This window comes from Rhodanobacteraceae bacterium (assembly GCA_016713135.1).
In the GTDB taxonomy this organism is placed as follows: domain Bacteria; phylum Pseudomonadota; class Gammaproteobacteria; order Xanthomonadales; family SZUA-5; genus JADKFD01.
On record JADJPR010000016.1, the window covers coordinates 79,982 to 106,340 of the forward strand.

At 68.3% G+C, this 26,359-nt stretch carries 20 protein-coding genes; 7 read left to right on the forward strand and 13 right to left on the reverse strand.

Translation table 11 applies throughout. The features are described from left to right. Nucleotides 1–53: 53 nt before the first annotated feature. The 7 genes from IPK27_13270 to IPK27_13300 all read right to left on the reverse strand — a co-directional run bounded on the left by IPK27_13270 (nucleotide 54) and on the right by IPK27_13300 (nucleotide 10,308). Nucleotides 54–1,316 carry a PepSY domain-containing protein gene (locus IPK27_13270; GenBank protein ID MBK8068551.1) on the reverse strand — a complete coding sequence of 421 codons (1,263 nt, stop codon included), beginning with the start codon at nucleotides 1,314–1,316 and terminating at the stop codon, nucleotides 54–56. 1 nt (nucleotide 1,317) lies between these two features. After that, complete coding sequence (locus IPK27_13275) at nucleotides 1,318–3,624, reverse strand: TonB-dependent receptor (protein ID MBK8068552.1); 2,307 nt, start codon at nucleotides 3,622–3,624, stop codon at nucleotides 1,318–1,320. A gap of 143 nt (nucleotides 3,625–3,767) precedes the next feature. After that, the gene (locus IPK27_13280) at nucleotides 3,768–6,014 is read right to left on the reverse strand and encodes a TonB-dependent receptor (protein MBK8068553.1); all 2,247 of its coding nucleotides are present in this window, start codon (nucleotides 6,012–6,014) and stop codon (nucleotides 3,768–3,770) included. 285 nt (nucleotides 6,015–6,299) lie between these two features. Further along, nucleotides 6,300–7,319 (reverse strand): hypothetical protein, encoded by a 1,020-nt coding sequence (locus tag IPK27_13285; GenBank protein ID MBK8068554.1) that lies wholly within the window; start codon nucleotides 7,317–7,319, stop codon nucleotides 6,300–6,302. 225 nt (nucleotides 7,320–7,544) lie between these two features. Then, nucleotides 7,545–8,090 carry a response regulator gene (locus IPK27_13290; protein ID MBK8068555.1) on the reverse strand — a complete coding sequence of 182 codons (546 nt, stop codon included), beginning with the start codon at nucleotides 8,088–8,090 and terminating at the stop codon, nucleotides 7,545–7,547. Continuing rightward, nucleotides 8,087–9,337, reverse strand: a complete 1,251-nt coding sequence (locus IPK27_13295) for a sensor histidine kinase (protein MBK8068556.1) — start codon at nucleotides 9,335–9,337, stop codon at nucleotides 8,087–8,089. Before IPK27_13295 ends, IPK27_13290 begins: the two co-directional genes overlap by 4 nt. An 8-nt stretch (nucleotides 9,338–9,345) precedes the next feature. Then, complete coding sequence (locus tag IPK27_13300) at nucleotides 9,346–10,308, reverse strand: YafY family transcriptional regulator (GenBank protein ID MBK8068557.1); 963 nt, start codon at nucleotides 10,306–10,308, stop codon at nucleotides 9,346–9,348. A gap of 298 nt (nucleotides 10,309–10,606) precedes the next feature. On the opposite strand from IPK27_13300, the gene IPK27_13305 reads away from it, so the two are divergent. Together IPK27_13305 and IPK27_13310 are read left to right on the forward strand one after the other, a co-directional pair. Further along, nucleotides 10,607–11,533 (forward strand): ABC transporter ATP-binding protein, encoded by a 927-nt coding sequence (locus IPK27_13305; GenBank protein ID MBK8068558.1) that lies wholly within the window; start codon nucleotides 10,607–10,609, stop codon nucleotides 11,531–11,533. Then, on the forward strand, nucleotides 11,530–12,303 hold the full coding sequence (locus tag IPK27_13310) for an ABC transporter permease (protein MBK8068559.1): 774 nt from the start codon (nucleotides 11,530–11,532) through the stop codon (nucleotides 12,301–12,303). Before IPK27_13305 ends, IPK27_13310 begins: the two co-directional genes overlap by 4 nt. Before the next feature lie 222 nt (nucleotides 12,304–12,525). Here IPK27_13310 and IPK27_13315 read toward each other — a convergent pair whose 3' ends face one another. Then, a complete protein-coding gene (locus tag IPK27_13315) occupies nucleotides 12,526–13,314 on the reverse strand; it encodes a TatD family hydrolase (protein ID MBK8068560.1) in 789 nt (262 codons plus the stop codon). Nucleotides 13,315–13,712: 398 nt separating this feature from the next. On the opposite strand from IPK27_13315, the gene IPK27_13320 reads away from it, so the two are divergent. Beyond that, complete coding sequence (locus tag IPK27_13320) at nucleotides 13,713–15,665, forward strand: conditioned medium factor (protein MBK8068561.1); 1,953 nt, start codon at nucleotides 13,713–13,715, stop codon at nucleotides 15,663–15,665. Between the two features lie 365 nt (nucleotides 15,666–16,030). Here the strand turns inward: IPK27_13320 and IPK27_13325 are convergent, their stop codons facing one another. Further along, nucleotides 16,031–18,190: an acetyl-CoA hydrolase gene (locus IPK27_13325; protein ID MBK8068562.1), complete on the reverse strand. Its 2,160-nt coding sequence runs from the start codon at nucleotides 18,188–18,190 to the stop codon at nucleotides 16,031–16,033. A 257-nt stretch (nucleotides 18,191–18,447) separates the two neighbouring features. Here IPK27_13325 and IPK27_13330 point away from each other — a divergent pair, with 257 nt between their 5' ends. From IPK27_13330 to speE, 3 genes are all read left to right on the forward strand, one after another. Beyond that, nucleotides 18,448–19,329 (forward strand): hypothetical protein, encoded by an 882-nt coding sequence (locus IPK27_13330; GenBank protein ID MBK8068563.1) that lies wholly within the window; start codon nucleotides 18,448–18,450, stop codon nucleotides 19,327–19,329. Between the two features lie 171 nt (nucleotides 19,330–19,500). After that, nucleotides 19,501–21,384 carry an ATP-binding cassette domain-containing protein gene (locus IPK27_13335; protein MBK8068564.1) on the forward strand — a complete coding sequence of 628 codons (1,884 nt, stop codon included), beginning with the start codon at nucleotides 19,501–19,503 and terminating at the stop codon, nucleotides 21,382–21,384. A 128-nt stretch (nucleotides 21,385–21,512) separates the two neighbouring features. After that, nucleotides 21,513–22,373 carry a polyamine aminopropyltransferase gene (gene speE / locus IPK27_13340; protein MBK8068565.1) on the forward strand — a complete coding sequence of 287 codons (861 nt, stop codon included), beginning with the start codon at nucleotides 21,513–21,515 and terminating at the stop codon, nucleotides 22,371–22,373. A gap of 113 nt (nucleotides 22,374–22,486) precedes the next feature. On the opposite strand, the gene IPK27_13345 is transcribed toward speE, so the two are convergent. The 4 genes from IPK27_13345 to IPK27_13360 all read right to left on the reverse strand — a co-directional run bounded on the left by IPK27_13345 (nucleotide 22,487) and on the right by IPK27_13360 (nucleotide 25,318). After that, the gene (locus IPK27_13345) at nucleotides 22,487–23,404 is read right to left on the reverse strand and encodes a tyrosine recombinase XerC (protein ID MBK8068566.1); all 918 of its coding nucleotides are present in this window, start codon (nucleotides 23,402–23,404) and stop codon (nucleotides 22,487–22,489) included. 266 nt (nucleotides 23,405–23,670) lie between these two features. After that, nucleotides 23,671–24,351 (reverse strand): DUF484 family protein, encoded by a 681-nt coding sequence (locus tag IPK27_13350; protein MBK8068567.1) that lies wholly within the window; start codon nucleotides 24,349–24,351, stop codon nucleotides 23,671–23,673. Continuing rightward, complete coding sequence (locus IPK27_13355) at nucleotides 24,348–25,169, reverse strand: diaminopimelate epimerase (GenBank protein MBK8068568.1); 822 nt, start codon at nucleotides 25,167–25,169, stop codon at nucleotides 24,348–24,350. Before IPK27_13355 ends, IPK27_13350 begins: the two co-directional genes overlap by 4 nt. Before the next feature lie 20 nt (nucleotides 25,170–25,189). After that, nucleotides 25,190–25,318, reverse strand: a complete 129-nt coding sequence (locus IPK27_13360) for a lipoprotein (protein ID MBK8068569.1) — start codon at nucleotides 25,316–25,318, stop codon at nucleotides 25,190–25,192. Between the two features lie 271 nt (nucleotides 25,319–25,589). On the opposite strand from IPK27_13360, the gene IPK27_13365 reads away from it, so the two are divergent. Further along, nucleotides 25,590–26,267, forward strand: a complete 678-nt coding sequence (locus tag IPK27_13365) for a carboxylesterase (protein MBK8068570.1) — start codon at nucleotides 25,590–25,592, stop codon at nucleotides 26,265–26,267. Nucleotides 26,268–26,359: the final 92 nt, after the last annotated feature.

The following is a 26,359-nucleotide window of genomic DNA, read 5'->3' on the forward strand; positions in this document are numbered from 1 at the left end:
GCAAAGGTCCCGGATGCCGGCCACCCGCTGAATTCACAGCACGATCTCGGGTTTCAGGCCGGCTGCGACCTGCGGAATGCGAGCCAGGCGGCATCGAATGCGGCCAGCAGCAGCACGGACAGTCCGAGCAGCGGCATCAGCACGCACACGCCGACTGCGCCCGCGCGCACGCTGGCCGGCAAGGGTGCGTGGCTGCGCGGCGGCGCGCCGAGGCCAGCCGCGGGCCGGCGCCGGTACCAGCCGATCGCGCCGCTGATCGCCAGCCAGTACAGGGTCAGCACCAGCGCGGTGTTCAGCCACTGGTTGGCGCGACCGAGGAAAGTGCCCTCGTGCAGGTCGACCCCGGTTGCGACGATGCGCGGCAAGCTGGCGTAGTCGGCCCAGCCGACCCGCGCACGCACCTCGCCGCTGACCCGGTCGATCTGCAGCACGCGTTCCTCGCTGGCACGGCCGCGGCGTTCGGTGACGGTGACCGGCAGCGGGTGCGCGCGTGGCTGGATTTCCAGGGTCCCGGCCAGTCCTTCGGCGCGTGCGATCTCGACAACCCGCTGCAGAGGAAGATCGGGCCCGGCTGCCGTGGTGGACCACAACATCGGGTTCAGGGCCGCGGGCGCGGCCTGGCCGCTGGCGCGCTGCAGCGGGCGCAGGATCTGCTCGCCCCAGAAGGCGGTCCACGGCAGCGCGGTCAGCAGGAACAGCACCAGCAGGCCGGCGATCCACACGCCGGCGACCGCATGCACATCGCGCCAGAAAACCCGGGTACCGCCGCGCAGGCGCGGGTACAGGGTGCCGGCCAGCCCCTTGCGGCCGCGCGGCCACCACAGGTAGAGCCCGCTCAAGGCCATCGCCAGGGCCCAGCCGGCCCCCAGCTCCAGCAGCCAGGAGCCGGGATCTCCGAGCGGCCAGCCGCCGTGCAGCTTACGCGTCAGCCCGGGCAGCCAATGGCTGGCCGGGATGGCGCCCAGCGCCGCGCCGCTGCCCGGGTCCACGTACACCGGCTGCGGCAGTCCGCCCGGCGTGTCGAACAGGAACTCGGTGCTGCGCCGCGGATCGGCGGACACCCGGATGGTGCGCATGGCGGCGGAACCGGCAAGCGCCTGCGCCGCGGCCCGTTGCGCATCCAGCGACGCCGGTTGCTCCGCCGACTGCACCACGCGCAAGGCCGGCCACAGGGCGTCGCCGATTTCCTGCGACCACAGCACCACCAACCCGCTGGTGCCCTGCCACAGCACGAAGGGGATCACCAGGAAGGCGGCGTAGAAATGCCAGCGCCAGAGCCGCGCGTAGGCACCGGTCGAGCGGATCTCGGCGGCCATCTCAGAACCAGTCGTAGCGCAGTTCCAGCGCGTAGGTGCGCTGGGCGTAGGGGTGGAAGGCCCAGTAGGTGCGGTCGCCCAGGTTGTCAATGCCGAAGGCGGCGCTCCAGTTCTCGCTGGCCTGCCAGCGCAGGCGCGCGTCGGCGACGAAGAAGCTGCTGGTGCCGGTGTAGGCGTGACCGTTGGGATCGCTGTTGTCCAGGGTGTTGTACTGGCGCCCGCTGTAGCGCGCACCGAGCGTGAAGTCCCAGTCGTCGGCGAGGCGGTAGCCGGCCAGTAGGTTGGCGCGCCAACGCGGCACACGCGGTTGCCACTGGCCGACGCTGGCCGGGAAGTTGTCGTTGCGCGTGATGATCGATTGCGCGAAGGTCAGGCTGGCGGTCAGCGAAAGCCCGTCGACCCAGACCCGCTCGCTGTTCCAGGCCAGTTCGACGCCGCGGGTGCGGATGCGATCGACGTTCTGGATGTTGGTCACGTTCGGCGTCACCGAGACATTGGTCTGCGAGTACAGCGCGTCCTCGGTGCGCTCGTAGAACAGCGTGGTCCGCAGGCTGCCTTCTGCGAGCGCGCGGCGCGCCGACAACTCGGCCGTCCAGGAACGCTCCGGCTTCAGGTTGGGGTCGTTGTTGACGATGACGTTGGTGGAGATGCTGCCCTGGTAGAGCTCGCTGACGGTCGGGTAGCGGATCGCGCGGCCGAGCGAGCCCTGCAGCGACCAGTCGCTGGCGAACTGCCAGGCCAGCGCCAGCTTGGGCGAGAAATCGCTCTCGCTGCGCGCAGCGAAGGCGAGGGTCTGGCTGGCGTTGGCGATCTGGCCATTGTCGGCGCGCCAGCGCTCCTGGCGCAGGCCGGCGGTACCCACCCAGTCATCGGCGATCTGCCAGGTGTCCTGCAGGTACAGGCTGGTCAGCCGGGTGTCGCCGCGGAAGGCGGAGAAGCGCGTTTCCGCGCCGCCGCGCAGCCAGTCCGAGGTGTTGAACACCGAGGTGCGCAACTCATGGCTGTCGCGCTGCAGGCCGAACTCGACCACGTGCGCGCCGTCCGGGCGCCACACGCCACTCGCAGACAGGGTGTCCCAGCCGGTGCCATCGCTGTCGGCGATGCGCCCGGCGCCACCGCTGTCCGCCTGCGGGCGCGCCACCGTGGGCGAGCGCGTGAGATCGCGCTGGTAGTCGTAGCGGCTGGCGGCGAGCTGGAAGTCGAAAGCCTCGCCGCTGCTGCGCTTCAGCGAGAGCCCGTGGATGGCGTGCTGCAGGTCCTGTCGCTGCAGCGAGATGTCGGCTGCGTTGAGCGCATAGCGGCTGCCGTCGATCACCACATTGCCGCTGTAGACCGGCTGCCCGGCGGCGTCGTAGAGGAAACTCGTCGAATCGCGGAAGGCATCGTTGTGCCACCAGCCGTAGACATAGGACAGCCGCAGGTCCTCGGCGAAGTCGTAGGCGGCCTTGAACTTGGCGTGGTCCTGCACGGTGTCGATCGCATTGCCGGCGGACAGCAGCCACCACGGGCGGTTGCGCGGATCGCGCCCGGCGACCGCGCCGCTGACCGGGGTGCCGCTGCCGCCGGGCACGCCCGCGCTGACCAGGCGGTTGGCGAAGGTCAGCGGGTGCCCTTCACTGTCCAGGCGACTCAGGTTCAGCCACCAGGCGAAGGCGCCGCTGCGATTGCCGACCGAGGCGCTCGACTGCCAGGAGGCGTAGTCCTCATCGATGCGGTAGAGGCGGTGGCGCTGGTGCTGGTAGCCGATCTTGGCGTGCGCCTCGAATGCCTCCGGCATGCGCGTGACGTAGTCGACGACCGCGCCCACCGAGTTGCCGGGATAGGCGGCCGAGAAGGGCCCGTAGAGCACATCGACGCGCGCGATCTCCTCGGGCGTCACCAGGCCCCAGCGCGGCGTGAAACTGGCGCCATTGCCGAGCAGGTTGGAGAGCAGGATGCCGTCGGCGTAGACCAGCGAGCGCGCGCTGTTGCCGGTGCCGGAAGCGCGCGTGGCGAGCACCGCATGGTCGTAGTCGCCGATGTAGCGCTTGCGCACCAGCAGGCTGGGGAAGTACTTGAGCGCGTCCTCGCTGTCGATGGCGTTGATCCGCCGCTCGACCTCGTCGCCGCGGATGCCTTCCATGGTGGTCGGAATCTGGGTCGGCAGCGAGCTGGGTTGCGCGCCCTTGACGGTCACGGTGCCGAGTTGCTGGCGCGGGCCGCGCGCGGCGTCTGCATCGGCGGCGTCGGCGCCGTCGGCGGTGGCAGCGAAAGCAGCGGCGGGCTGCGCCAGGGCGCAGGCAATCGCCAGGGGCAGGCCCCGGCGCATGAGTCGTGCAAGCATGGGAACGGATCCATCCGAAAAGTACCCGCAATCATCATGCACGGCCGCGCGCCTGCCCCTGCGGCAGATTGTCGCAGACGCGAATCAGTCGCCCTTGCGTTCCGGGGCTGATCCAGCGCCCGCGGTGCTCAGAACGTCACCCGCACACCGGCATACCAGTTGCGCCCCATCCCGGGGACGGCGATACCGTAGGGTACGCCGTTGAGCATCATCGTGGCGCCCTGGCCGAGGTAGGCGCCGCCCTGCGGCAGGCGGTAGAGGCGATCGAAGGCGTTCTCGACGCCGGCGTCGAAGCGCCATTGGCCGACGGTGTAGCCCACGCGCAGGTTGACCAGGCCATAGCCGGGCGTGGCGATCTCGTTGCGCACGGCGCTGGTGCGGTCCTTGCGGCTCACGCCGACCAGTTCCAGCGCGTTGTCCCAGGCGCCGAGCGTATGCCGCAGCGCCAGGCGCGCGTTGAGCGGCATGATCTGGTAGAGGTCGTCGTTGGTATCGCGGTTGCGCCCGCGGGTCCAGCCGGCGACTGCATCGAGGGCGAAGCGGCCGGCGTCGGTGTCGCCAAGCTCGAACCGGGCGTCGACATCCACCCCATGCAGGCGCGCGCCCTGGTTGGCGTAACGCAGCACGTTGAAGGCGTTCGCCGTATTGGTCAGGCGCACGGCGTCGATGTAGTCGTCCACATGGGTGATCCACGGCGACACGCGCACCCGCCAGGCGGCGTCCGTTGCATGCCAGTCGAAACTGGCGGAAGCGGTGTAGGCGGTTTCCGGCACCAGGTCCAGGTTGCCGACATAGCCGTTGCCGTCGCCGACAGTGTTGTTCATGCCCGCGGCCATCGACCAGCTCGACCAGGTGTAGCGCTCGTAGAGATTGGGCGAGCGGGTCTTGCGCGCGATGCCGAACTCCACGGCAAAGGTCTCGCCGGGCTGGTAGCGCGCGAGCGCGGTCAGGTCCCAGTTGTCGTCGCTGCGGTCGTGCGGGCGCGCATTGAACGCAGCGGCCTCCGCGGCGGTCATCATGTACGAGCCCGGCGGCGCGGGATCGGTGTCGTAGCCGCGCACATCGCCGGCATCCGTGCTGACGCGCTCGAAGCGCAGTCCGACCAGATGGGTCCAGCGCTCGCCGAAGCTGCCTTCCCACTCGCCATAGATCGCGCTGCGGTCGCGCTCGCCATCGTTGATGTTGACGAAGGCGCCCGGCCACATGCCGCCGCCCGAGGCCGGCCAGTAGTCCTGCAAACGGTAGGCGTGCAACTCGCCGCCGATGCGCAGCAGGTCCTTGCCGCCCAGCGCGAATTCCGCCGCCAGCTTGCCGCCGTTGTTGATGCTGTCGCTCAGCATCGGCATGCCGGCGGCGCAGGTGTAGGAGATCGGGCTGCAGGGCCGGCCCTCGCTCATGCTGCCGGGCACGTTCGAGGCCATGCCGTACCAGAAGCGCTTGTCCGCACCGAAGTCCATCGCATGCGCCACATCCTCATGCCAGACGCGGGCATCGAGCGTCATGCCCGAGTACTCACCACGGTAATGCAGGTTGATGCGCTCGGCGCGGTTGTCGGTCAGGTCCATGCGCTGGTTGGGGTAGTTCTGGAACGGCATGTCCTGCAGGCCGATGCGCGCGTCGACGAGATGCGCGCCGCTGCGCCAACCGGCGGTCAGCTGGTGGTTGCGCGTGCGGTAGGCGCTGGATCCCACCTCGTCCAGCGGCAGGGTGTGGCCGTCACGCCCCGTGCTCATTGTCCGCTTGAAGTCCCCGCCGGCGGTGTAGTTGTCGGCCTCGGCCAGCGCGCCGGTGTAACCCAGGTGGAACTGCTCGCTGGCGAGGGTGAACGCGGCATCCACGCCAAATGCATCGCCGTTGCTGCGGAAGTAGCTGGCCAACTCCCCGCCATGGACCAGCTCTTCTCCCTCGATGGCGAAGCGCGGCGGTGCGGTCTCGAGCACGATGCTGCCGCCAATGCTGTCGCCACCGACGCTGACCGGCGTGATGCCGGCATAGACCTTGACCACCGCCACCTGTGCTGGCGCCACGTAGGACAGCGGCGGATTCATGTGATTGGGGCACGTGGCGACCAAGTCGGTGCCGTCGACCTGGATGCGCAGGCGGTCGTCGGCCAGGCCGCGGATCGCCGGCAGGCTGGACACGCCGCCCGCACCATAGGCACTGACGCCCGGCAGCTCGCGCAGCGAAGCGGCGGTGTCGGCACCGCGGCTGCCCACCAGGGCCTTGGGGTCCAGTACCCGCGCGCTGGGCAGTTCGGAAGGCCGCGCGCCTTCCACCGTGATCGCGTCGAGCGTCGATGGATCGGGCCCGGCGAAAGCGACCGGAGAGACCAGGACCGCCAAGGCGGCCGCCAACGGATGCAATTTGAGACGCATGGAATCCTCGCAAAGGAATTGCCGGCAATCCGGCTCGGCGGCGAGTCTCCGTGCGCGGACACCCGGTGCCGATTGCGCGAGATCAAGAAATCGCGGGGGTGCGACGATGTGTCGCACCCGGGCGCGGCCGGCCTTGCGCGGTCATGGCGAGGGACGCGGCAGATTCATCACGCGCATCCGAACATTGCGCAAGGCGTTGATTTGGAAGCGACAAACTCGAAGGGCACGCCCGGCCCGGAAGTGCTGCATGGCGCGGCTCGCCGGGCGCGTCCTCCGGTGACCAAGTCATTCGAAGCCGTTGCCGAAGAAGCCGTCGAACTCGTATGCGCCACGGTCTACCTGGCCGCCCAGAGTCCGCGGGTTGAGGGTGAAGTCAGTGGTGGTCAAGCCGCCCGGAGCGGCGTTCAGACCGGTGTTGCGCGCGGTGGAACCAGCCTTGGGGTGCAGCGTCCCGGGTACGAACCCGGGATCTCCGGTGCTTCCCGCGTTGACCGTCACACCGGAGGGGATGACGCTGGTGACGCCCAGGTGGTTGTTGTTCAGCAGCGCCAACACACTGCTCTCCAGGAACAGATCGCTGGAGCCGTTGTCGAAAATGATGTTGTTGGTCAGCCGGAAGAAGTCGGTCGCCAGACCGGCCAGGTACATCCCGGTGCCGCCTTGACTGGCGGGAGAGCTGATGGTGTTGTTGGTCACACTGTAGGTGCCACTGCCGAGCCCACGCAGGAAGATGTCATTGGCGCCGTAGCTGTTTCCGCTGAAAACGCTGCTGCGGAGCGCGAAAAGCATGCCATTCAGATCGACGCGCAGGCTCGCGGAGCCACCGCTGTTGCTGCAGCCGCGGAATGAAACCAGGTCGAAAACCAGGCGTGCGTTGGCACCGGCCAGCGATTGTGCGGAAACGCAGCCGGCGCTCAGCGGCGAGCTGCTGGTGCCGCCGCGAAAACTCAGCATCGAAAAGCTGATCTCATGAGAGCTGCCGTTGGGGTACTCGATATCGAGCAGCCGACCGCCAAGTCCGTTGAGGATCGTCTGGTCGGGTGAACTCGCGGTTTGCGCCGTGCAACCGGCGTTCCATCCACCGCTGATCGCCAGATCGCTGGTGTCTGCGATCTCCAGCCCCGGCGTGCTCGGCGTGGTGGCGATCGGGTAGGTGCCGGTGCGCACCCTGATCTGACTGGCGACGCCGCCTTGCGCCGAGGAGATGGCATTGATCAGCTGGGTGTTCGTGGTGACGCAATAGACCTCGGCTTGCGCATGCGCGGCAAACAGCCCCAGGGCAAGCAGGAGGAATCGAGGGTGCATGGACGTGCTCCAGCAGGATTGATTACTGGAGGAACGCGATCTGAGCTCATTCAGGACATCCGCAGCAAAGCTCCGGACCCGATGGCGAGGGCCAGCCGGGACTCAGGCTACGGGGACGCCACACGCGGTGCGACCGCCCAATCCGCTCTGGGAGCGATGAAGCGGGGCAAGGGTCGGAAGCGCTCATGGCAGGGGCCGGTCCCGCGCCACCCTGTCCCGCCTGCGTCAGTCGCGCGGGCGTTCGGACACCGGGCGCTTGGCGAGCTTGCGCTGCAGGCTGCGCCGGTGCATGCCGAGCATCCGCGCGGCGGCCGAGACATTGCCCTCGCAGGCGGTCAGCGCCTGCTGGATGTGCTCCCATTCGAGCCGCCGCAGCGGCAGCATGTGCTCGGGCAACGGGGCTTCGTCCTCGGGTTCCGCCGGGCCGCCCTCGATCGCGCGCAGGATCGCGTCGATGCTCGCAGGCTTGGGCAGGTAGTCATCGGCGCCGCGCTTGATCGCCTCGACCGCGGTGGCGACGCTGGCGTAGCCGGTCAGCAGCACGATGCTCATGTCCTCGGACAGCTCTCGCAAGGGCGCGATCAGCGGCAGGCCGGAGCCCTCGGCCAAGCGCAGATCGAGCAGCGCGGCATCGGGGACCTCGGCGCGCGCCGCGGCGAGCGCGGCTGCACCGTCGTGGGCAATCCGCGTGCGATAGCCGCGACGTGCCAGCGAGCGCGCCAGTTGCCCGGCCCAGACACTGTCGTCGTCCACGATCAGCACATCGTTCATGCGTCCTCCAGGCCGCTGCGCAGGGCGGCAAGCGGCAGCCGGAATTGTGCTACGGATCCACCGCGGCCGGGCTTCAGTTCGAGGCGGCCGCCGAGCCGGTCGACAGTCGCGTGCGAGAGCGCCAGGCCGACGCCGAGACCATGCTGCTTGTCCGAGCGGTACGGCAGCGGCGCGCGACCTTCGGCGGGTGCGCCGAGGCCTTCGTCCGCGATCTCGCCGAGCAGCGCATCCGCTTCCAGGCGCAAGACCAGGTCAACCCGTTCGCGCCCGCGTTCGCGGCTGGCGTCGGCGGCGTTGTCGAGCAGGGCCTGCAGCAGGTGGGCGACGGCCGGGTCGGCGCGCACGGACACGCGCGGCAGCTCGATCCGCCGCTGCAACTGGATCTCGGGACGCAACAGTTCCCAGCGTGCGACCAGCTCGTCGATCCAGACGGACAGCGGCAGCACGCGCTGCCGGCCAGGATCCGCCGCAGCCGCCAGTTCGCGCACATGATCGCGGCAGACCGCCACCAGCTCCTGCGCGCGCTGGGCCTCGGCGCGCAGGTCCGGCTGCGGCGACAGGTCTTCGGCCAGGTCGTCCAGCAGCAGAGTCAGGGTCGCCAGCGGCGTGTTCAGCGAATGCGCCATGGCCGCCGCGTGGGTCGCCAGGCCCAGGATGCCCTCATCGCGCGCCTGGCGCTCGCGCAGCAAGGCCAGTTCGCGCTCGCGCTCGTCGCGCAGTGCGGCCAGCCGGGTCAGCGCCGCCACGAAGACCACCGCGGTCAGCAGGAAGTTCACGGCCATGCCGGCCAGGTGCAAATCGAACAACCCGGCCAATCCGTGTACATGCGGCAGCGGCGGGCCCAGCCAGGCGGCTCCGGCATAACCCAGGGTGGCGAGGACCGCGACGACCAGGATGGTGCGCACCGGCAGCGCCAGCGTGGCGAGCGCGATCGGCACCAGGAACAGGGAAACGAAGGGATTGGTGGCGCCGCCGCTGAATCCAATCACGAGCGTGAGCTGGAGGATGTCGCCGCCCAGGTGGACCAGCGCCTGGCGCGGTGTGGCGGGTGCCGCCGGCGGCCGCAGCGTCAGCACGAGATTGAAGGCCGCGAGGACCGCCACACCGGCCCACAGCGGCGCTTGTGCCAAGGGAACGCCGAGGCCGCGCGTCGCGGCGAGGATAGCCAGCGATTGCCCGGCGACGGCCACCCAGCGCAGCAGCATCAACAGGCGCAGGAATCGCGCATCGACCTGGGTACGCAGCATCCGGGCGGTTACCGTGTGGCGTAGCCGGTCAGCGCCAGGGTCAGCAACTGCTTCATTTCCTCGCGCAGGGAGATCGGCGAGATCACCTCCGCATCCGGCCCGTAGCGCAGCACGTCCATCAGCAGCTCGCGCGCGTTGCCGAAGGGCAGTTGCAACTCGAAACGTCCGTCCGGCAGGAAGCGCCCCTTCTGCTGCGAATGCCAGCGCTCGTCCGCCACCCAGCGCGCGGCGTGCGCGGAGAAGCGGATCGTCGCCCAGGCGCGCGCCGGGCCGGAGAAGATGCCGTAGCTGGCGGCGAAGTGCGCATCCAGTTCCGCCTCCGGCCAGTCCTCGGCCGGCGCCTCCAGCATGCGCGCGGCGCTGATGCGGTCGAGGGCGAAGGAGCGCAGCCCGCGCTTGTCGTGGTCGAAGGCGTCCAGGTACCAGTTGTCGCGGTAATGCGTCAGCCGCTGCGGCGACACCGTGCGCACCGTGCCCTCGCCGGTGGAGCGCGCGCGGTAGCTGAAGCTCAAGCGGCGGCGTTCCAGCACGGCGCTGGTGACCGCGCGGAAGGTGGCATCGTCCAGCTTGCGACTGGCCTGGCGCAGCACGCGGATGCGCCCGAGGTGCTCGACCCGTTCGCCCACCAGTCCCTTGAGCCGCGGGCCGAGATCCCCCAGCGCCTCGGCCAGCGCACCCTCGCTTTGTGCGCTGAGCGCCTGGCGCGCCACCAGCAGGGCGTAGACCTCATCGGGCGACAGCCACAGCCCTGGCAGCTCGAAGGCATGCATCGGATCGGGCACGTACTTGAAGCGATGCGGTTCTTCCTCGATCTCGATCGGCGCGCCAAGGGCATCGCGCAGGAAGGCGATGTCGCGGTACACCGTGGCCCGCGAGGCGTCGATCTCCTCCATCAGCTTTTCAAGACTGACGCCGGTGCGATTGACCTTCAGCAGACGGTGCAAGCGGACGATGCGTTCGTAGCGGTCCATGGCGGGGCCGGGTTCGGGATACGAGGGGCAGGTTGATCCTACCTTGGGGAAGCGGGGGGAGGTGAAGCGGGGGGAGATGAAGCGGGGCAAGGGACCTGTTCCGCGGCATGTACGATGCCCTGTCGCCGGTCATGTCAACGACATTGCATGACCGAAGCAGCGCGCCCCCTCCCCTGCCCCGCTTCATCTCCCCCCGCTTCATCTCCACCCGCTTCACCTCCCCCGCTTCACCTCCCCCGCTTCACCTCCCCCGCTTCCCTATACTCCCCACCCTCTCCCCGCATTCCGGAAGCCGCGCATGCACGCGCTGGATGTCGTCAACCTGAAAAAGACCTACGGCGGCAAGGTCGAGGCGCTGAAAGGCATCTCGCTCACCGTCGATGAAGGCGATTTCTTCGCGCTGCTGGGGCCCAACGGCGCCGGCAAGTCGACCCTGATCGGTATTGCGTCCTCGCTGGTGCGCCCCTCGGACGGGCGGGTCTGCATCTTCGGCAAGGACGTGGTCGCCGAGCGCAATGCAGCCGTCGCGCATGTGGGCCTGGTGCCGCAGGAGTTCAACTTCAACCAGTTCGAGAAGCCCTTCGAGATCCTGGTCAACCAGGCCGGCTACTACGGCGTGCCGCGCACGCTGGCGCGCGAGCGCGCCGAGCAGTACCTCAAGCAGCTCTCGTTGTGGGACAAGAAGGACGTCGCCTCGCGCTCGCTGTCGGGCGGCATGAAGCGGCGGTTGATGATCGCCCGCGCGATGATGCACGCACCGCGCCTGCTGATCCTCGACGAACCCACCGCCGGGGTGGACATCGAGATCCGGCGCTCGATGTGGGTGTGGCTCAAGGAGATCAACCGTACCGGCACCACGGTGATCCTGACCACGCACTATCTGGAGGAAGCGGAGAGCCTGTGCCGCAACGTGGCGATCATCGACCACGGCCGGATCATCGAAAACACCTCGGTGAAGGCGCTGCTGGCCACCCTGGACAAGGAGACGTTCGTGTTCGACCTGTCCGCGCCGCTCGCAGCCACGCCGGAACTGGCCGGCTGCGTGGTGCACCGGGTGGACGATTCGACCATCGAGGTCGAGGTGCCGCGCGGCACCGAACTCAACGGCCTGTTCGGCGCGCTTTCGGCCGCCGGCATCGGCGTGCGCTCGATGCGCAACAAGGCCAACCGCCTGGAGGAATTGTTCGTGCGACTGCTGGAGAAGCCACAAGGAGTCGCCGCATGAGCACCGCCGTCCGCTGGGTCCCGTTCAAGACCATCGTGATCAAGGAAGTGAACCGCATCCTGCGCATCTGGGGCCAGACCCTGGTGCCGCCGGCGATCACCATGACCCTGTACTTCCTGATCTTCGGCCAACTGGTCGGCAGCCGCATCGGCGAGATGGGCGGCCACCGCTACATGGATTTCATCGTGCCGGGCTTGGTCATGATGAGCGTGATCCAGAACGCTTACGCCAATGTGGTCAGCTCCTTCTTCGGCTCCAAGTTCGGCCGCTATGTCGAGGAACTGCTGGTCTCGCCCACGCCGAACTGGGTCATCCTGGCGGGCTACGTCTCGGGCGGCGTGCTGCGCGGCTGCATGGTTGGCGGCATCGTGCTGGCCGTCTCGCTGCTGTTCACCGATTTGTCCATCGCGCACCCGCTGGTGATGGTCGCCAGCGTGGTGCTGGCGGGCGTGCTGTTCGCGCTGGCGGGATTCGTCAACGCGGTCTACGCCAAGAAGTTCGACGACATCTCGATCATCCCCACCTTCATCCTGACCCCGCTGACCTACCTCGGCGGCGTGTTCTATTCGGTGGCCCTGCTGCCCGAGTTCTGGCGCAACGTCTCGCTCGCCAACCCGATCCTGTACACCGTCAACGCCTTCCGCTACGGGGTACTCGGCGAGAGCGACGTCTCGGTCGGCGTAGCCTTCGCGATCATGCTGGCGATGATCCTGGTGCTGGGCGCGTTCTGCCTGCGTCTGCTGGACAAGGGCGTGGGGCTGCGGGCCTGAGGCGCGAGGCTGGAGTTGCAGTGTCGCTGCCCGCGTGCTTTCTACTGGCTGGCAGTAATGATCGCGGCTGAAGCCGCTCATACCGAACAGGCCGCACGGCTTGATCCTGCGTAGGGCGGTGTATCGCAGAGCGATTCACCGCCGGCAGCTCGTGGCAAGTACCCGGGGAACGCGCTGCGCGCGTACCGCCGGGCTACACGCTGGGCCAAATGCGCAGTGTTCTCAGGGCAACCGGAAAAACGCCCTCGCCGTAGCGGTGCTGCTGGCCGCGAGCACTTCCGGCGCCTCGCCACGCGCCGCGGCCACGGCTTCGAGCACCCATGGAAGGTACTTCGGCTCGTTGCGATGGGTCTTCGGCTTCGGCTTGATCGTGCGCGGCAACAGGTAGGGCGCGTCGGTCTCGATCATCAGGCGGTTGGCCGGGATGTCCTTCATCAGCGGCACCAGATGGGCGCCGCGGCGCTCGTCGCAGATCCAGCCGGTGATGCCGATGTGGCAATCGAGGTCCAGGCACTCGTACAACTCGCGCTTGTCGGCGGTAAAACAGTGCACTACGCAGGGCCCCAGGCGATCACGCACCTGGCGCAGGATGGAAATGAAGTCGTCGTGCGCATCTCGCTGGTGCAGGAACAGCGGTTTGCCGCAGGCGAGCGCCAGTTCAAGTTGCTGCTCGAAGCACCACTGCTGCGTCGGGCGCGGCGAGATGTCGCGGAAGTAGTCCAGGCCGGTCTCGCCGACCGCCACCACGTCCGCGTGCTGGTGCAGCGCGCGCAGCGTCTCATGGGTCTCGGCGGTGTAGTCGCTGGCGTGGTGCGGATGCACCCCGGCGGTGGCGTACAGGAAGCGCGGCCAGCGCTGCGCCAGCGCATGCGCGTCGACGCTGCCCTGCTCGCTCGCGCCGGTGACGATGATCTCGCCGATCCCCACCGCCCGCGCGTGGTCGAGCACGCTGGAGAGGTCGTGCGCGAAGGATTCGTGCGAAAGGTTGGCGCCGATGTCGATGAGGTGCACGAGGGCGGGATGCGAATTCGGGGGCGCGAAGCATAGTCGCGCGCCGCTGGTTGTGGGTTCTGGGTTGTGGGTTGTGGGCAGCAGGACATGGGCTTCGCCGACGCCCTGCGGCAACTCCAGCTTGCCCACAACTCAGAACTCACAACCCAGAACCCGCTCTTTGCCACCCAGTGCCAACACTGCCCAAATCCGTCACGCCCCATCCGCTGCGACGTCAACCGCGCGCATCTGTGACACTTCGCGTCACTTTTGCCCTTGCATTTCCCCAGGGTTCCGGGGACCATACTGACACGTATGGTGTTGGGGCGGTGCGCTGAGCGCCGAGGGCACCAGGGCGGAATCCTGAAGGTTCACCGGCGGACGCAACCGCGCCCGCTCATTCACGTATCTGGGAGGAAATCGTGAAGCTCAATCGTCTCTCGCTGTCCATCGCCACCAGCCTGATTGTCGCGGCGCCGTTTGCGCATGCGGGCGGCATCGTCGCCAAGCAGCTCGCCGGTTCACCATCCGAGTTCGCCGCGATGCAGCCGGCCAATCCGGCAGATGCCGCGATCCACTCGAAGGCCGCGCTGCTGCCGATCGAGATGAGTGTCGACAAGGCTGGCGGCATGACCGCCGAAGTGAAGCTGCCGGTGGAAACCGACAGCGTGCGCTTCCTGGTCTTCAGCGGCGACGAACTGGGCTGGAACGCGAGCCTGCGCTCGCCCTCTGGCCGCACCGAAAAGGCTGCGCGCGCGCTGGCCAGCGACAACAAGCTGATGGAATTCGGCGCCGAGAACGCGAAGGTCCCCACCGAGTACTACGCGCTGGACGGGATCGAGAGCGGCGAATGGACGGTCAAGCTGTCCGCCGCGCAAGGCGCTTCGTCGCGCGGTTTCGTGCTGGTCGAAGGCCAGTCGGACACCCAGCTGGTGTCGTACCAGACGCACACCAAGCAGCTTGTCGGTGAGCGCATCGGCTTCGTCGCCAGCCTGTACGGCGAGACCGGAGACGGCGAGATCCTGCATGCCAAGGCTGCCGGTCGCGTCGGTTCCGCGTCGCTGCGCGTGACCACGCCGAGCGGCGAGGTGCAGAACCTGCCGATGTTCGATGACGGCCTGCACAGCGACGGCGCCGCGGGCGACGGCATCTTCGGCGGCGATTTCCTCGCCGACAAGGCTGGCCAGTACCTGGCGCAAGTGACCGTGCGTGGCAGCAACCGCGAAGGTCGTCCGGTGGTGCGCAGCGCCGAACACCCGCTGCCGATCCTCGAGCGCTCGCTGGCGCTGGCCGGCACCAAGGCCGCGGCGACGACGACGACCGAAGGCAACCGCCTGAGCCTGAATGTCCCGGTGGCCGCCGAGAAGTCGGGACAGCACTACCGTGGCTACGCCGAAGTGTGGGGCACCGACAAGGCCGGCAATGCCGTTCCGGTTGCCTGGGTGAGCGGCATGGTGTCCCCGGACAAGGGCAATGTCAGTTTCGGCCTCGACACCCGCTGGATCGCGCTGGCCGGCGCGCAGGCGCCGTTCGAGCTGCGCAAGCTGCGCATCGAAGATCCCGACTACTTCGTCACTCTGGCCGGCGCCGAGCGCCTGCCGATGAGCACCCCGGCGCTGCGCGTCAAGGCCAAGCCGTCCGAGATCGTCGTCGACGAGGCCATGACCATGGGCGTGCGTCCGGCGGATCTCGCCAGCAGCGGCGAGAAGGGCGTCGGCTCGCGCCTGCTGCTGGTGCACGGTTACTGCTCCGGTGGCGTCTGGCCGACCTCGCACTTCACGAATGCCTCGACCTTCCTCGACGCGAACCAGAACCGCACGCATGACCAGTTCGCGCGCCTGATCCAGAGCTATGGCGCCACCTGGAACAGCTTCGGCGTGGTTGCGCACAGCCAGGGCGGCGCGGCGTCGCTGCACCTGTACACCTACTACTGGAGCGGCCTCGACAACGCCGTCGGCAGCCGTTTGATCCAGTCGGTCGGCACGCCGTACCAGGGCACCAACCTGGCTGGCATCCTGGCGACGCTGGGCTCCTGGTTCGGCGTGGGCTGCAGCACCAACAACAACCTGACCTACAGCGGCGCCTCCAGCTGGCTGGCCGGCATCCCGACGTCCTCGCGCGCCAAGGTCAACTACTACACGACCAGCTTCAAGCTGACCAACTGGTACACCAACGACTATTGCCAGTTCGCCACCGACCTGGTGCTTTCCGATCCGGAAGACGGCACCACCGAACAGGCCAAGGGCCAGCTCTCCGGAGCGGTGAATCGCGGCCATGTCACCGGCCAGTGCCACACCAGCGGCATGCGCGATCCGGCGCAGACGCAGAACAGCTCGCGCAATGCGACGATGAACACCAACGCCGCGCGCTGATCAGCGCACCCGGTTGGATCACAGAAGGGGCGCCCGTCAGGGTGCCCCTTTTGCTTTGGCCTTGGTTGTTTCTGGGACAGTCAAACGCGGAGACGCAGAGCGCGCGGAGAAGAACCAGGTCTGCAAACCTCCGCGATCTTGAGCCAGGAGCAGGACGCAGAGGACACAGAGTAAAAGCAGAGAGGGCGCGGAGAAAGACTGAGCCGGGTGAGTCCAGGGCTTTCCGCGGCACTCTTTGCACTTCGTCCGCGCCCGGACTTGTGGCACCCGGTGGGAGCACGGACCCGATTCGCAGCGTCTTTGCGCTCTCTCTGCCTTTCCTCTGTGTCCTCTGCGTCCCGCTCTTGTGTCGGCGCCTGGGGCACTCAGGCCGTCCGACGCAGCGCCAGCGTGACCAATCGCGCGTAGAGCTTTTCGTGCATGTTTTTCGGCCGGGTGTAGCCGAGTCGCTCCAAGTAGGGCTGCTCGGCCGCGCCGGGCGTGGCACCCAGCGCAGCAACCATCGCACGCAAGCGGTCGCCGGTCTTCACCGTGTTGGTTTTGAGCCAGCGCAGCGCGCGCACGATGCGCTCCTCGGTGGCGTCGAAATCAGCGCCAAAGGGGAACAGCGGGAACAGGCCCTTCGCACGCGCACCAGCCAGCGCCTGGCGGATCAGATCCGGGGTGTTGCGGCGCCAGCGCTCCGGAATGCGCCAAGCCTGGTCAAGTTTCCCGGCGCTGCGCGCGCGCGCGGCCAACTCATCCTGGAAGCGCGCATCAGCGATCGCGATCATGCGCTTGATGCATTCCTCGTCGCTCTGCCCGCGCAAATCGGCCACGCCATACTCGGTGACCACCAGGTCGCGCAAATGGCGCGGAATCGTGGTGTACCCGTAATTCCAGACGATGTTGGACGAGGCTTCGCCACCGCTCTCGCGCACGGCGCGCAGCAACAGCACCGAGCGGCCGGTCGGCACGGCGTGGCCCATGGCGACGAAGTTGTACTGGCCGCCAACGCCGCTGACCACCTGACCGCTGTCGAGCGCGTCCGACACCGCGGCACCGAGCACCGTCTGCATCATGCAGGTGTTGAAGAAGCGCGCCTCGTTGCGCTGCGCGAGGTGCAAGGCCTCCTGGCCGCCGTACAGCTCGTTGATGTGCGAAACGCGGGTCATCGAGAAACCCTCGAACTCCTCGCCCTCCAGCCCGCGGATCCAGTCGTACAGCGCGTGCGAACCGAGGTAGAACGCGCCGTGCAGATAGCGTCCGTTGCGTAACTGCACGCCGTCGATCACCCGCGCGATCGCTGCGCGTGCGGCACCTGCGGGCAGCAGCGCGTCCACTCGCGTGCCATCCGGCAGCAGCAGGGTGTCGCGGTCCGCCATCGCACTGCCGGCCGGCAGCAAGCCGAAGGGGATCAGCGTGGCGACCATGTCCGCCGTCAGCGGCCGCGGATAGACGCCGGCCTCGACCAGCATGTCGATGTCGTCCGCGCGCAGTGTGGTGCCCACCTGGCCGCGGTTGAACAGCAGTTGCAGCGGCAGATGGTCGTATACGCGGCGCTTGAGGATGCCCGCCTGGTGCAGCTCCATGAAGCCGTCCATGACCATCTCGCTGGCACCGTAGAGCCCGGTCTGCAGCGGCTCCAGGCCGCCCACGCGCTGCGCCAGCAGGCGCTCGTGCGGGTCCAGCAGCGGCTCCAGCGCCGCGCGGTAGGCGGCGTTGTCCGCGCAGCGCAGCTTGAGCCCGTAGACGATCGCATCCGACAGCGCACCGATGCCGATCTGCAGCGTGCCGCCATCCTTGACCAGCGCGCTGGCGTGCAGCCCGAGCACGTACTCGGCGTCCTCGACCGGCTGGCGCGGCAGGCCGAACAGCCGCTGGCCGACACCCGGGCCGTCGACGATGGCGTCGAACACGGATTCCTCGACCAGCGCGTCGTTGTCGACGAAGGGCAACTCGGGATTGACCACGCCGATGACCACCAGCCGGCGGCCCTCCGCGATCACGCGGTCGCGCAGGTCCATGGTGGTATCGGTATTGCACGACAGGCTGTAAACCGGACCCTGCGGGGTGTCGCGCCTGGCGATCATCTGCACCGCGAGGTTGACGCCGGCGGCGGCGACATCGCGCGCCACATGGGTGTAATTGACGCTGACGTAATTGCGCTGTGCCAGCGGCTTGCCGAGCATCGAGCCCGACTGCAGGTAGAACTCGCGGATCTCGATGTTCGCCGGAACACTCCCGTTGCGCACGTCCTTGACGTACTCCAGGTCCGGGTAGTCGTCGCCCCACCAGCGCTGCGCGAAGGGACCAAGGAAGCGCTTTTCCAGGTCGCCCGCCGGGCTGGGCCGCGCCAGCGAAAGCGCGGTCATCAGCTTGAAGCTGATCGAGGTATCCGCCTTGGCCGCGCGATACAGTGCGTTGATCAGCCGGTTAGGCTTGCCCAATCCCAGCGGCGCAGCCGTGATCCAGTGCTTGCCAAGGCGTTCGCGGATCAGGGCGACGGCCTCGTCGATGGTGCTGAGATGGCGGGTCTGGGACATCGGCGGCTCCTGGGTTCTGCGCCGGATCATAGGTGGGCCGGTGGCGCGCGGGTTGAGCGGGAGCAAGGAGAAGCGGGGAGGTGAAGCGGGGCAGGGGTCAGGGGATCGGCACTTGGCTTCGCACTGCCATCGAGGTGGTCGCTGTCCTTCACCATACTTTGAACAACGACCGAAGCGTGGTGCAGGTCCCCTGACCCCTGCCCCGCTTCACCTGCCCCCGCTTCTCCTGCCCCTCCGCCCCCCGCATACTTCCCCGCATGCGACCGCAACCCCCTGCCCCACCTACGCCTCGCGCCCCGGGCCTTGGCGACTACCTGAAAGCGGCCTTCACCTGGCGCTGGAACCTGCTCGCGCTGTTCGCTGGCGGGGCGTTTGCCGTGCTGAGCCCGATTCCCGGCGCGATCCTGCCGCTGCTGGCGGCGGGCGAGCTGCTGTACCTGACCGGGCTGATCTCGGCGCCCAAGTTCCGCCGCTCGGTGGATGCGAAGTTGCTCGGGCGGGACCCGCAGTGGGAGCAGCGCGAGGAGGACCCACAGACCCTGCTGACGCGCATGCTGAACGAACTCGGCCCCGGACCGGCCAACCGCTTCAAGGACTTGCGCGAACGCTGCCTGCGCCTGCGCCGGATCGCCCGCGGCGTGGCTGCGGGCGCGCCGGAGGCACCCGAGGCGGATCAGTTGCGCGGCGGCGGCCTGGACAAGCTGCTGTGGGTGTTCCTGCGCCTGCTGTACGCCCAGCAGGGGTTATGGAAGTTCCTGGAGCAGACCGACCGCAGCGCCCTCGAAGCGCAGCTCAAGGACCTGGAACTGCGCCGCGAGGGCCTCGGCGCGGACGCCGACGAGCGCATCAAGCGCTCGCTGACGGATGCGATCGCCACCACCACGATGCGCCTGGACAACTTGAAGTCCGCGGAAACCAACAACCAGTTCGTCGAACTGGAACTCGAACGCATCGAGGCCAAGATCCTCGCGCTCAGCGAGATGAGCGTGAACAACCAGAACCCCGACTTCATCAGCACCCAGGTCGACTCGGTGGCCGATACGATGACCCATGCCGAGCACGCCATCCGCGATTTGAACGCGCTGACCGGGCTGTCGAGCAACATCGAGCAGGCGCCGAGGATGCTGGTGGAACAGTGAACCGCGATGATCGGCACAGGTCCCGGGACCTGTGGGGACAGGTCAAACGTGAAACGTGAAACGTCAATTGCGCGACCGCGGTTGACGTTTGACGTTTGACCTTTCACTTTGCTCGCAGAGTACCCAGCCCGCCGCAAAGTCCTCGTCGTTCCGACCAACCTTCGCCACCCCATGCCCCTCCTCACGCTCAACCACCTGTACTACTCGGTCGGCGGCCCGCCGCTGCTGGACCATGTCGACCTCGCCATCGAAGCGGGCGAGCGGATCTGCGTGCTCGGGCGCAATGGCGAGGGCAAGTCGACGCTGCTGCGGCTGATCGCCGGCGACATCGCGCCGGACGATGGCCGCGTGGTGCGCAGCGACGGCGTGCGCGTGGCGCGGATGCCGCAGGAAGTGCCGCGGGACCTGGCGGGCACGGTGTTCGACGTGATCGCGCTCGGCGCCGGCGATGCCGGGCGGCTGCTGGCCGAATACCACCACGCCAGCCATGCCGAGACCGTGGACACCGCGCGGCTGGCGGCGCTGCACGAGGCGATCGACGCGGCCCAGGGCTGGACCCTGGAGAAGCGCGCCACGCAGGCAGTCGAGCGGCTGGGGCTGAGCGACGAGACCGATTTCGCCGCGCTGTCCGGCGGCATGAAGCGGCGCGTGCTGCTGGCGCAGGCGCTGCTGCTGCAGCCGGACATCCTGCTGCTGGACGAGCCGACCAACCACCTCGACATCGAGGCGATCGCCTGGCTGGAGAACTTCCTCAAGGAGTTCCCTGGCGCACTGGTGTTCGTCACCCACGACCGCGCCTTCCTGCAGGCGCTGGCCACACGCATCGTCGAGATCGACCGCGGCCAGTTGACCAGCTGGCCCGGGGACTACCAGAACTACCTGAGGCGCAAGGCCGAGCGCGCGCATGCCGAAGCGCAGGAGCGCGCGCTGTTCGACAAGAAGCTGGCGCAGGAAGAAGTGTGGATCCGCCAGGGCATCGAGGCGCGGCGCACGCGCAACGAGGGCCGCGTGCGCGCGCTCAAGCAACTGCGCCGCGAGCGCGCCGCGCGCCGCGAGCAACAGGGCGTGGCGAAACTGGAAGTGGCCGAGGCGCAGAGTTCCGGCAAGCGCGTGCTGCGCGCGAAACACCTGAACTACGCGATCGGCGGGCGCACCCTGGTGCGCGATTTCTCGACCACCATCATGCGCGGCGACCGCATCGGCATCGTCGGCCCGAACGGCGCCGGCAAGACCACATTGATCCGCCTGTTGCTCGGCGAACTCACGCCCGACAGCGGCGAGGTGGACCGCGGCACCAACCTCGAGATCGCCTATTTCGACCAGTACCGCGCGGCGCTGCGTGAAGACTGGAATGCGCTGGACAATGTCGCCGAGGGCCAGGAGTTCATCGACATCGGCGGCCGGCGCACGCATGTGCTCGGCTACCTGCAGGATTTCCTGTTCAGCCCGGAACGCGCGCGCGCGCCGATCACGCGCCTGTCGGGCGGCGAGCGCAACCGCCTGCTGCTGGCGCGGCTGTTTGCGCGGCCGTCCAACCTGCTGGTCCTCGACGAGCCGACCAACGATCTCGATATCGAGACCCTGGAGCTGCTGGAAGAGCAGCTTGGCGCGTACTCCGGCACCGTGCTGCTGGTCAGCCACGACCGCGCCTTCCTCGACGCGGTGGTTACCAGCACCCTGGTGCTGGAGGGCGACGGGCGCATCGGCGAGTACGTCGGCGGCTACAGCGACTGGGAGCAGCAGCGCACATTGGCGCACCCGAGCGATGCCGCAAAGGGCAAGAGCGGCGCGGCAGTGGCGGCACCGGCACAGAGCCCGCCAGCCCCCGCACCCGCGCGCCGCAAACTGACCTACAAGGACCAGCGCGAGCTTGAACTGCTCCCGGCGCGCATCGAGGCGCTGGAAGCCGAGATCACGCAGCGCAGCGAGGCGATGAACCAGCCCGGGTTCTTCGCCCGCGACGGCGCTGCCATCGTGGCCGACCAGAACCTGCTGGCGCAGCGCCAGGCAGAACTGGAAGCGGCCTATGTGCGCTGGCAGGAACTGGAAGGCTGAGCACCCGTACAATCCCGACCGCCGCGCCTCCCGCCCCCGCTGTTGCGGGTTGTTTTCGCGCCATCGGGTCAAATGCCCGCTAGAATGCCGGGTTCACGACGATCTCATGCGGTCAAGGCGAGCGCCCGATGCACAAGCTGGACGACAACTGGTATTCCGAGGCCCACGACGCCGCCAACTCCGCGATCTCCTTCAAGATCAAGCGCTTGCTGCACTCGGAGAAGACGCCGTACCAGACCATCGACATCTACGAGACCACCGATTGGGGCAACCTGATGGTGATCGACCAGTGTGTGATGCTGACCACGCGCGACAACTTTCTCTACCACGAGATGATGTCGCACCCGGCGCTGTACACCCACCCGCGCGCCAAGCGCGTGGTGATCATCGGTGGCGGCGACTGCGGCACGCTGCGCGAGGTGCTCAAGCACGAGGAAGTCGAAGAAGCGGTGCAGTGCGATATCGACGAGCGCGTCACGCGCTTGGCCGAGCAGTACTTCCCGGAACTGTGCAGCGCCAACAACGATCCGCGCGCGAAGCTGATGTTCGGCGACGGCATCAAGTACATGGCCGAGCACGAGCCCGACTCGCTGGACGTGATCATCGTCGACTCGACCGATCCGGTCGGTCCCGCCGAAGGCCTGTTCAACCGCGCCTTCTACCAGTCCTGCCTGAAGGCCCTGCGCCCCGGCGGCATCCTGGTGCAGCAGAGCGAATCGCCGCTGATCCACTTGCCGCTGATCACCGCGATGCGCACCCAGATGAAGGGCGCCGGCTTCGGCTTCCTGCGCACCCTGTGCTTCCCGCAGCCCTGCTATCCGTCGGGCTGGTGGAGCTGCACCATGGCGCGCAAGGGCATCGACCTGAACTCCTTCCGCGAGCGCGGCGCCGCGACCAAGAAGTTCGAGACCCGCTACTACAACGTGGACATCCACAAGGCCGCGCTGGCCATGCCGGAGTTCATGAAGGCGGCGTTCCCCGAGGCCTGAAAAGCCGGTTGTGAGTTGCGGGTTGTGGGTTGCGGGCAGCCAGAGCCCGCACCCGCGTGTGGGCGGAGCATGGACTTGCCGCCCACAACCCAGAACTCACAACCCACAACCACTTAGCCCTTGCGCCGGGCCCGCGGATGCGCCTTGTCGTACACCTCGGCGAGGTGCTGGAAGTTGAGGTGGGTGTAGACCTGGGTGGTGCCGATGTCGGCGTGGCCCAGCAACTCCTGCACTGCGCGCAGATCGCCGCTGGATTCGAGCAGGTGGCTGGCGAATGAATGCCGCAGCAAATGCGGGTGCACGCGCTGCCAGATGCCCTGTTTCTGAGCCCAGTGTTTGACCCGGGCCTGGATCGCGCGCGGGCTCAAGGCACCACCGCGGCCGTTGCCGAACACCGGCCGGGCGATGCCATGCCCGCCTTCCGCAGCGAGCGCGTGCAGCGCTTCGACGGCCAGGCTGCCCACCGGTACGATGCGCGTCTTGCTGCCCTTGCCGAGCACGCGCACGCTGCCATCGGCGAGGTCGAGATCGCCCCAGCGCAACGCGGCGACTTCCGACAGGCGCAGGCCGCTGGAGTAGAACAGCTCCAGCAGTGCGCGGTCGCGGGTCGACAGGCGTTCATCGGCGGGGATCTCGACCAGCCGCGTGATCGCGTCCGCGTCCAGCACCGCCGGCAGCCGCTTGCCCGGCTTCGGCGGGCGCACGCCCTGCGCCGGATTGTTGAGCCCAGGGTGGCGATACTGGCGCAGCCAGCGGTAGTAGCTGCGCACCGCGGCCAGCATCAGCGCCAGGCTCCGCGGCGCGAGTCCCCGGCGATGTCCATCGGCGATCACGCCGCGCACCTGATCGCGGCGCACGTCGGTCCAGGCGCCGATACCTGACAGGACCAGCGCCTGCGCCACCTCGGTCAGCTGCGCGCGATAGGCCTGGGTGGTGCGCGGCGACAGCCGCCGCTCCACCGTCAGGTGCGCGAGGAAGTCGTCGATGGGCTGCTGCCAGGTGGGCGGAAGCTCGGGAGTTTCGGCGTCCATGCATGGATCTTCGCATGTTGGGCGAAGCGCGGGGGAGGTGGAGCGGGGCGAGGGGTCAAGGGACGGGCCGACGGCTTGGGACGAAGGCTGAGGTGAGGAAAGAGCGGGGGAGATGAAGCGGGGCGAGGGTCAAGGGACCGACTGCTGGCTACGGACGGAAAACGAGGCGAATATCACCCACGCACCACGTCACACCACCAGTTCCACCGCAGAACAGGTCCCCCGCCCCGCTTCACCTGCCCCCGCTTCACCCGCCCCTGCTTCCATCACCCCGTCCGTGCCGCAGACGCGACCAGCGCAGTCTCGATCAGCTCGGCGATCTGGCGCAGGAACACGGTGCCCATGCCGGGGTGGAAGCGGTTCGGATCGGCGCTGCCGACGCCGAGGAATCCCGCGCTGCCGAAGGGCAGGACCACGGCGGACGCCACATCGGGCGCGAACTCACCGAACAGGAACTCGAGCTTGTCGGCGCGCAGCCGGCCGCACAGCGGATCATGCTTGCTGCGCACGTCGGCGAAAGCCGCCAGCGAGGCGTCCGCGGCATCCACTTCGATCAGCCAGGCCTCGTCGAGCGCCAGCCGCGGCATGCCGGTGAGGCAGACGCGCACCAGGTCGGTGTGGAAGTCCTCGCGCAGGCTGGCGGCGATCGCCAGCACGGTGTCGCGGAAGGTCGCCGCGCGCAGCAGGCGCAGCGCCAGCTGGTGCACCCGCCCGACCAGCGCCTGGTTCTCCTCGGCCACGGTGACCAGGTCGCGCAGCCGGGTCGACAGCGAGCGGTTCTTCTCGCGCAGGATTTCCAGCTGGTAGTTGGTCAGCGAGGTGGCCACACCAGCCTCGCGCGGCATCACCAGGGTCAGCGCGAGGTCCGGGTAGTCGGCGAGGAAATTCGGATGGCGGCGAAGGTAGCCGGCGATGTGGTCGGGGCTGAGGTCGAGGTAGTCGGTCATGGCAGCACTCCATCGAAGACGAATTCGGCCGGTCCGGCCAGGTAGACGGGCTGGCCCTCGCCGGCCCAGCGCACGCGCAGCCGGCCGCCGGGCAGGTCGATCACGACGGCTTCGTCGACCGCGTCGACCAGCCGCAGCGCGACCATCGCGGCGCAGGCGCCGCTGCCGCAGGCGAGGGTCTCGCCGACGCCGCGCTCCCACACGCGCAGGCGCAGCTGCGAGCGGCTGACGATCTCGGCAAAACCCACATTGGCGCGATCGGGAAAGCGCGCGTGGCACTCGATCAGCGGGCCGAACTCGGCGACCGGCGCCGCCGCGACTGATTCCACCCTCAGCACCGCGTGCGGATTGCCCATCGACAGCGCGCCGATGTGCAGCAGCGCGTCCTCGATGTGCTCGCCGCGGTCCAGTGCGAGCAGATAGCGCGTCTCGCGCCGAGGCGCGAGGAAAGGGATCTCGGCCGGCGCCAGCCGCGGCACGCCAAGCGCCAACTCGATGTGGCCGTCGCTGAGGAAATGCACCGCCACCGCATCGCCCGGGCTGCCCAGCACCGCGCCATCGGCCAGTCCGTGGCGCTCGCGCAGGTAGCGCGCCACGCAGCGCGCGCCGTTGCCGCACTGGCCGGCACTGCTGCCATCGGCATTGAGGATGCGGTAGCTGTAGGCCTGGCCCACCGCGGTGGCCGGCTCGACCAGCATGATCTGGTCACAGCCGATCCCGAAGTGGCGGTCCGCGATGCGCCGCGCCAGCGCCGCATCCGGCAGCGGCGCGCCGGCGATGCGGTCGAGGATCACGAAGTCGTTGCCGGCTCCGTGCATCTTGGTGAAGCGGATACCGCTCACTGCGCCGGCTGCTCCGGCTTGGCCGGTTCATCCGACGGCATTACCAGCGGCCCCTTGGAGCCACACGCGGCCAGCGTGGCGACGAGCAGGGTCAACAGCGCGAGGCGGGAAAGGGTTTGGCGCATGGGGCGGGCCTGGGGGCGGGTGCAGGCAGTATAGGTAAGAGCTGGTGTTGGTATGGGTTGTTGGCGCCAAAGTCGAGTGGTGGTGGCTGTTGGTTGGTCAGTGAAATCAAAGCGCGCGCGCGCGTCTGACGCACTGATTTTCGCAGATCCGGCAACCGTGCGCGGATGAGGACTGGCCCGCTCGCCGCCCCTTCCAACACCCACAACCCATACCAACACCAAGCTCAACGGGCAGAATCCCGCCCCTACCCCACCAACGCCCCGGACCGCCATGACCCACCTGCTGGAAACCATCGAGACCGAAACCGGGACGCAGCCGCAGTTTGCAGTGATCTGGCTGCACGGCCTGGGCGCCGATGCGCATGACTTCGAGCCGATCGTGCCCGAACTGGTGGGGCGCCAGTGGCCGGCGCTGCGCTTCGTGTTCCCGAACGCGCCGGTGCGCCCGATCACGGTCAACGGCGGCATGCGCATGCGCGGCTGGTACGACATCGGCGGCGTCGACATCGCGCACAAGCAGGACGAGGTGGGCGTGCGCGGATCGGTGGCGGCGATCGAACTACTGATCGCCCGTGAGAACGCCCGCGGCATCCCGAGCGAACGGATCATCCTGGCCGGCTTCTCGCAGGGCGGCGCGATCACCCTGGCCGCCGGCCTGCGCCGGCGCGAGCCGCTGCTCGGCCTGGTGGCGCTGTCGACTTACCTGCCGTTGCACGAGACCTTCCCGGGCGAGGCCGCGCCGGAGAGCGCCGGCGTGCCGATCTTCATGGGCCACGGCCGCTTCGATCCCGTGGTTCCCGAGAGCCTCGGCGCCATGAGCCGCGACTGGATCCGCGCCCTCGGCAACCCGGTCGAATGGAAGAGCTACCCGATGCCGCATTCGGTGTGCGCGGAGGAAATCCGCGACCTCTCGCGCTGGTTCGAATCGCGCTTGTCCGGGGTCGGTTAAACGCGGAGACGCAGAGGGCGCGGAGAAGAGCAAGAGCCTGGGAATGGCTGCTCATCTCGCTGCTTTCCTCTGCGCCCTTTGCGTCTCAGGGA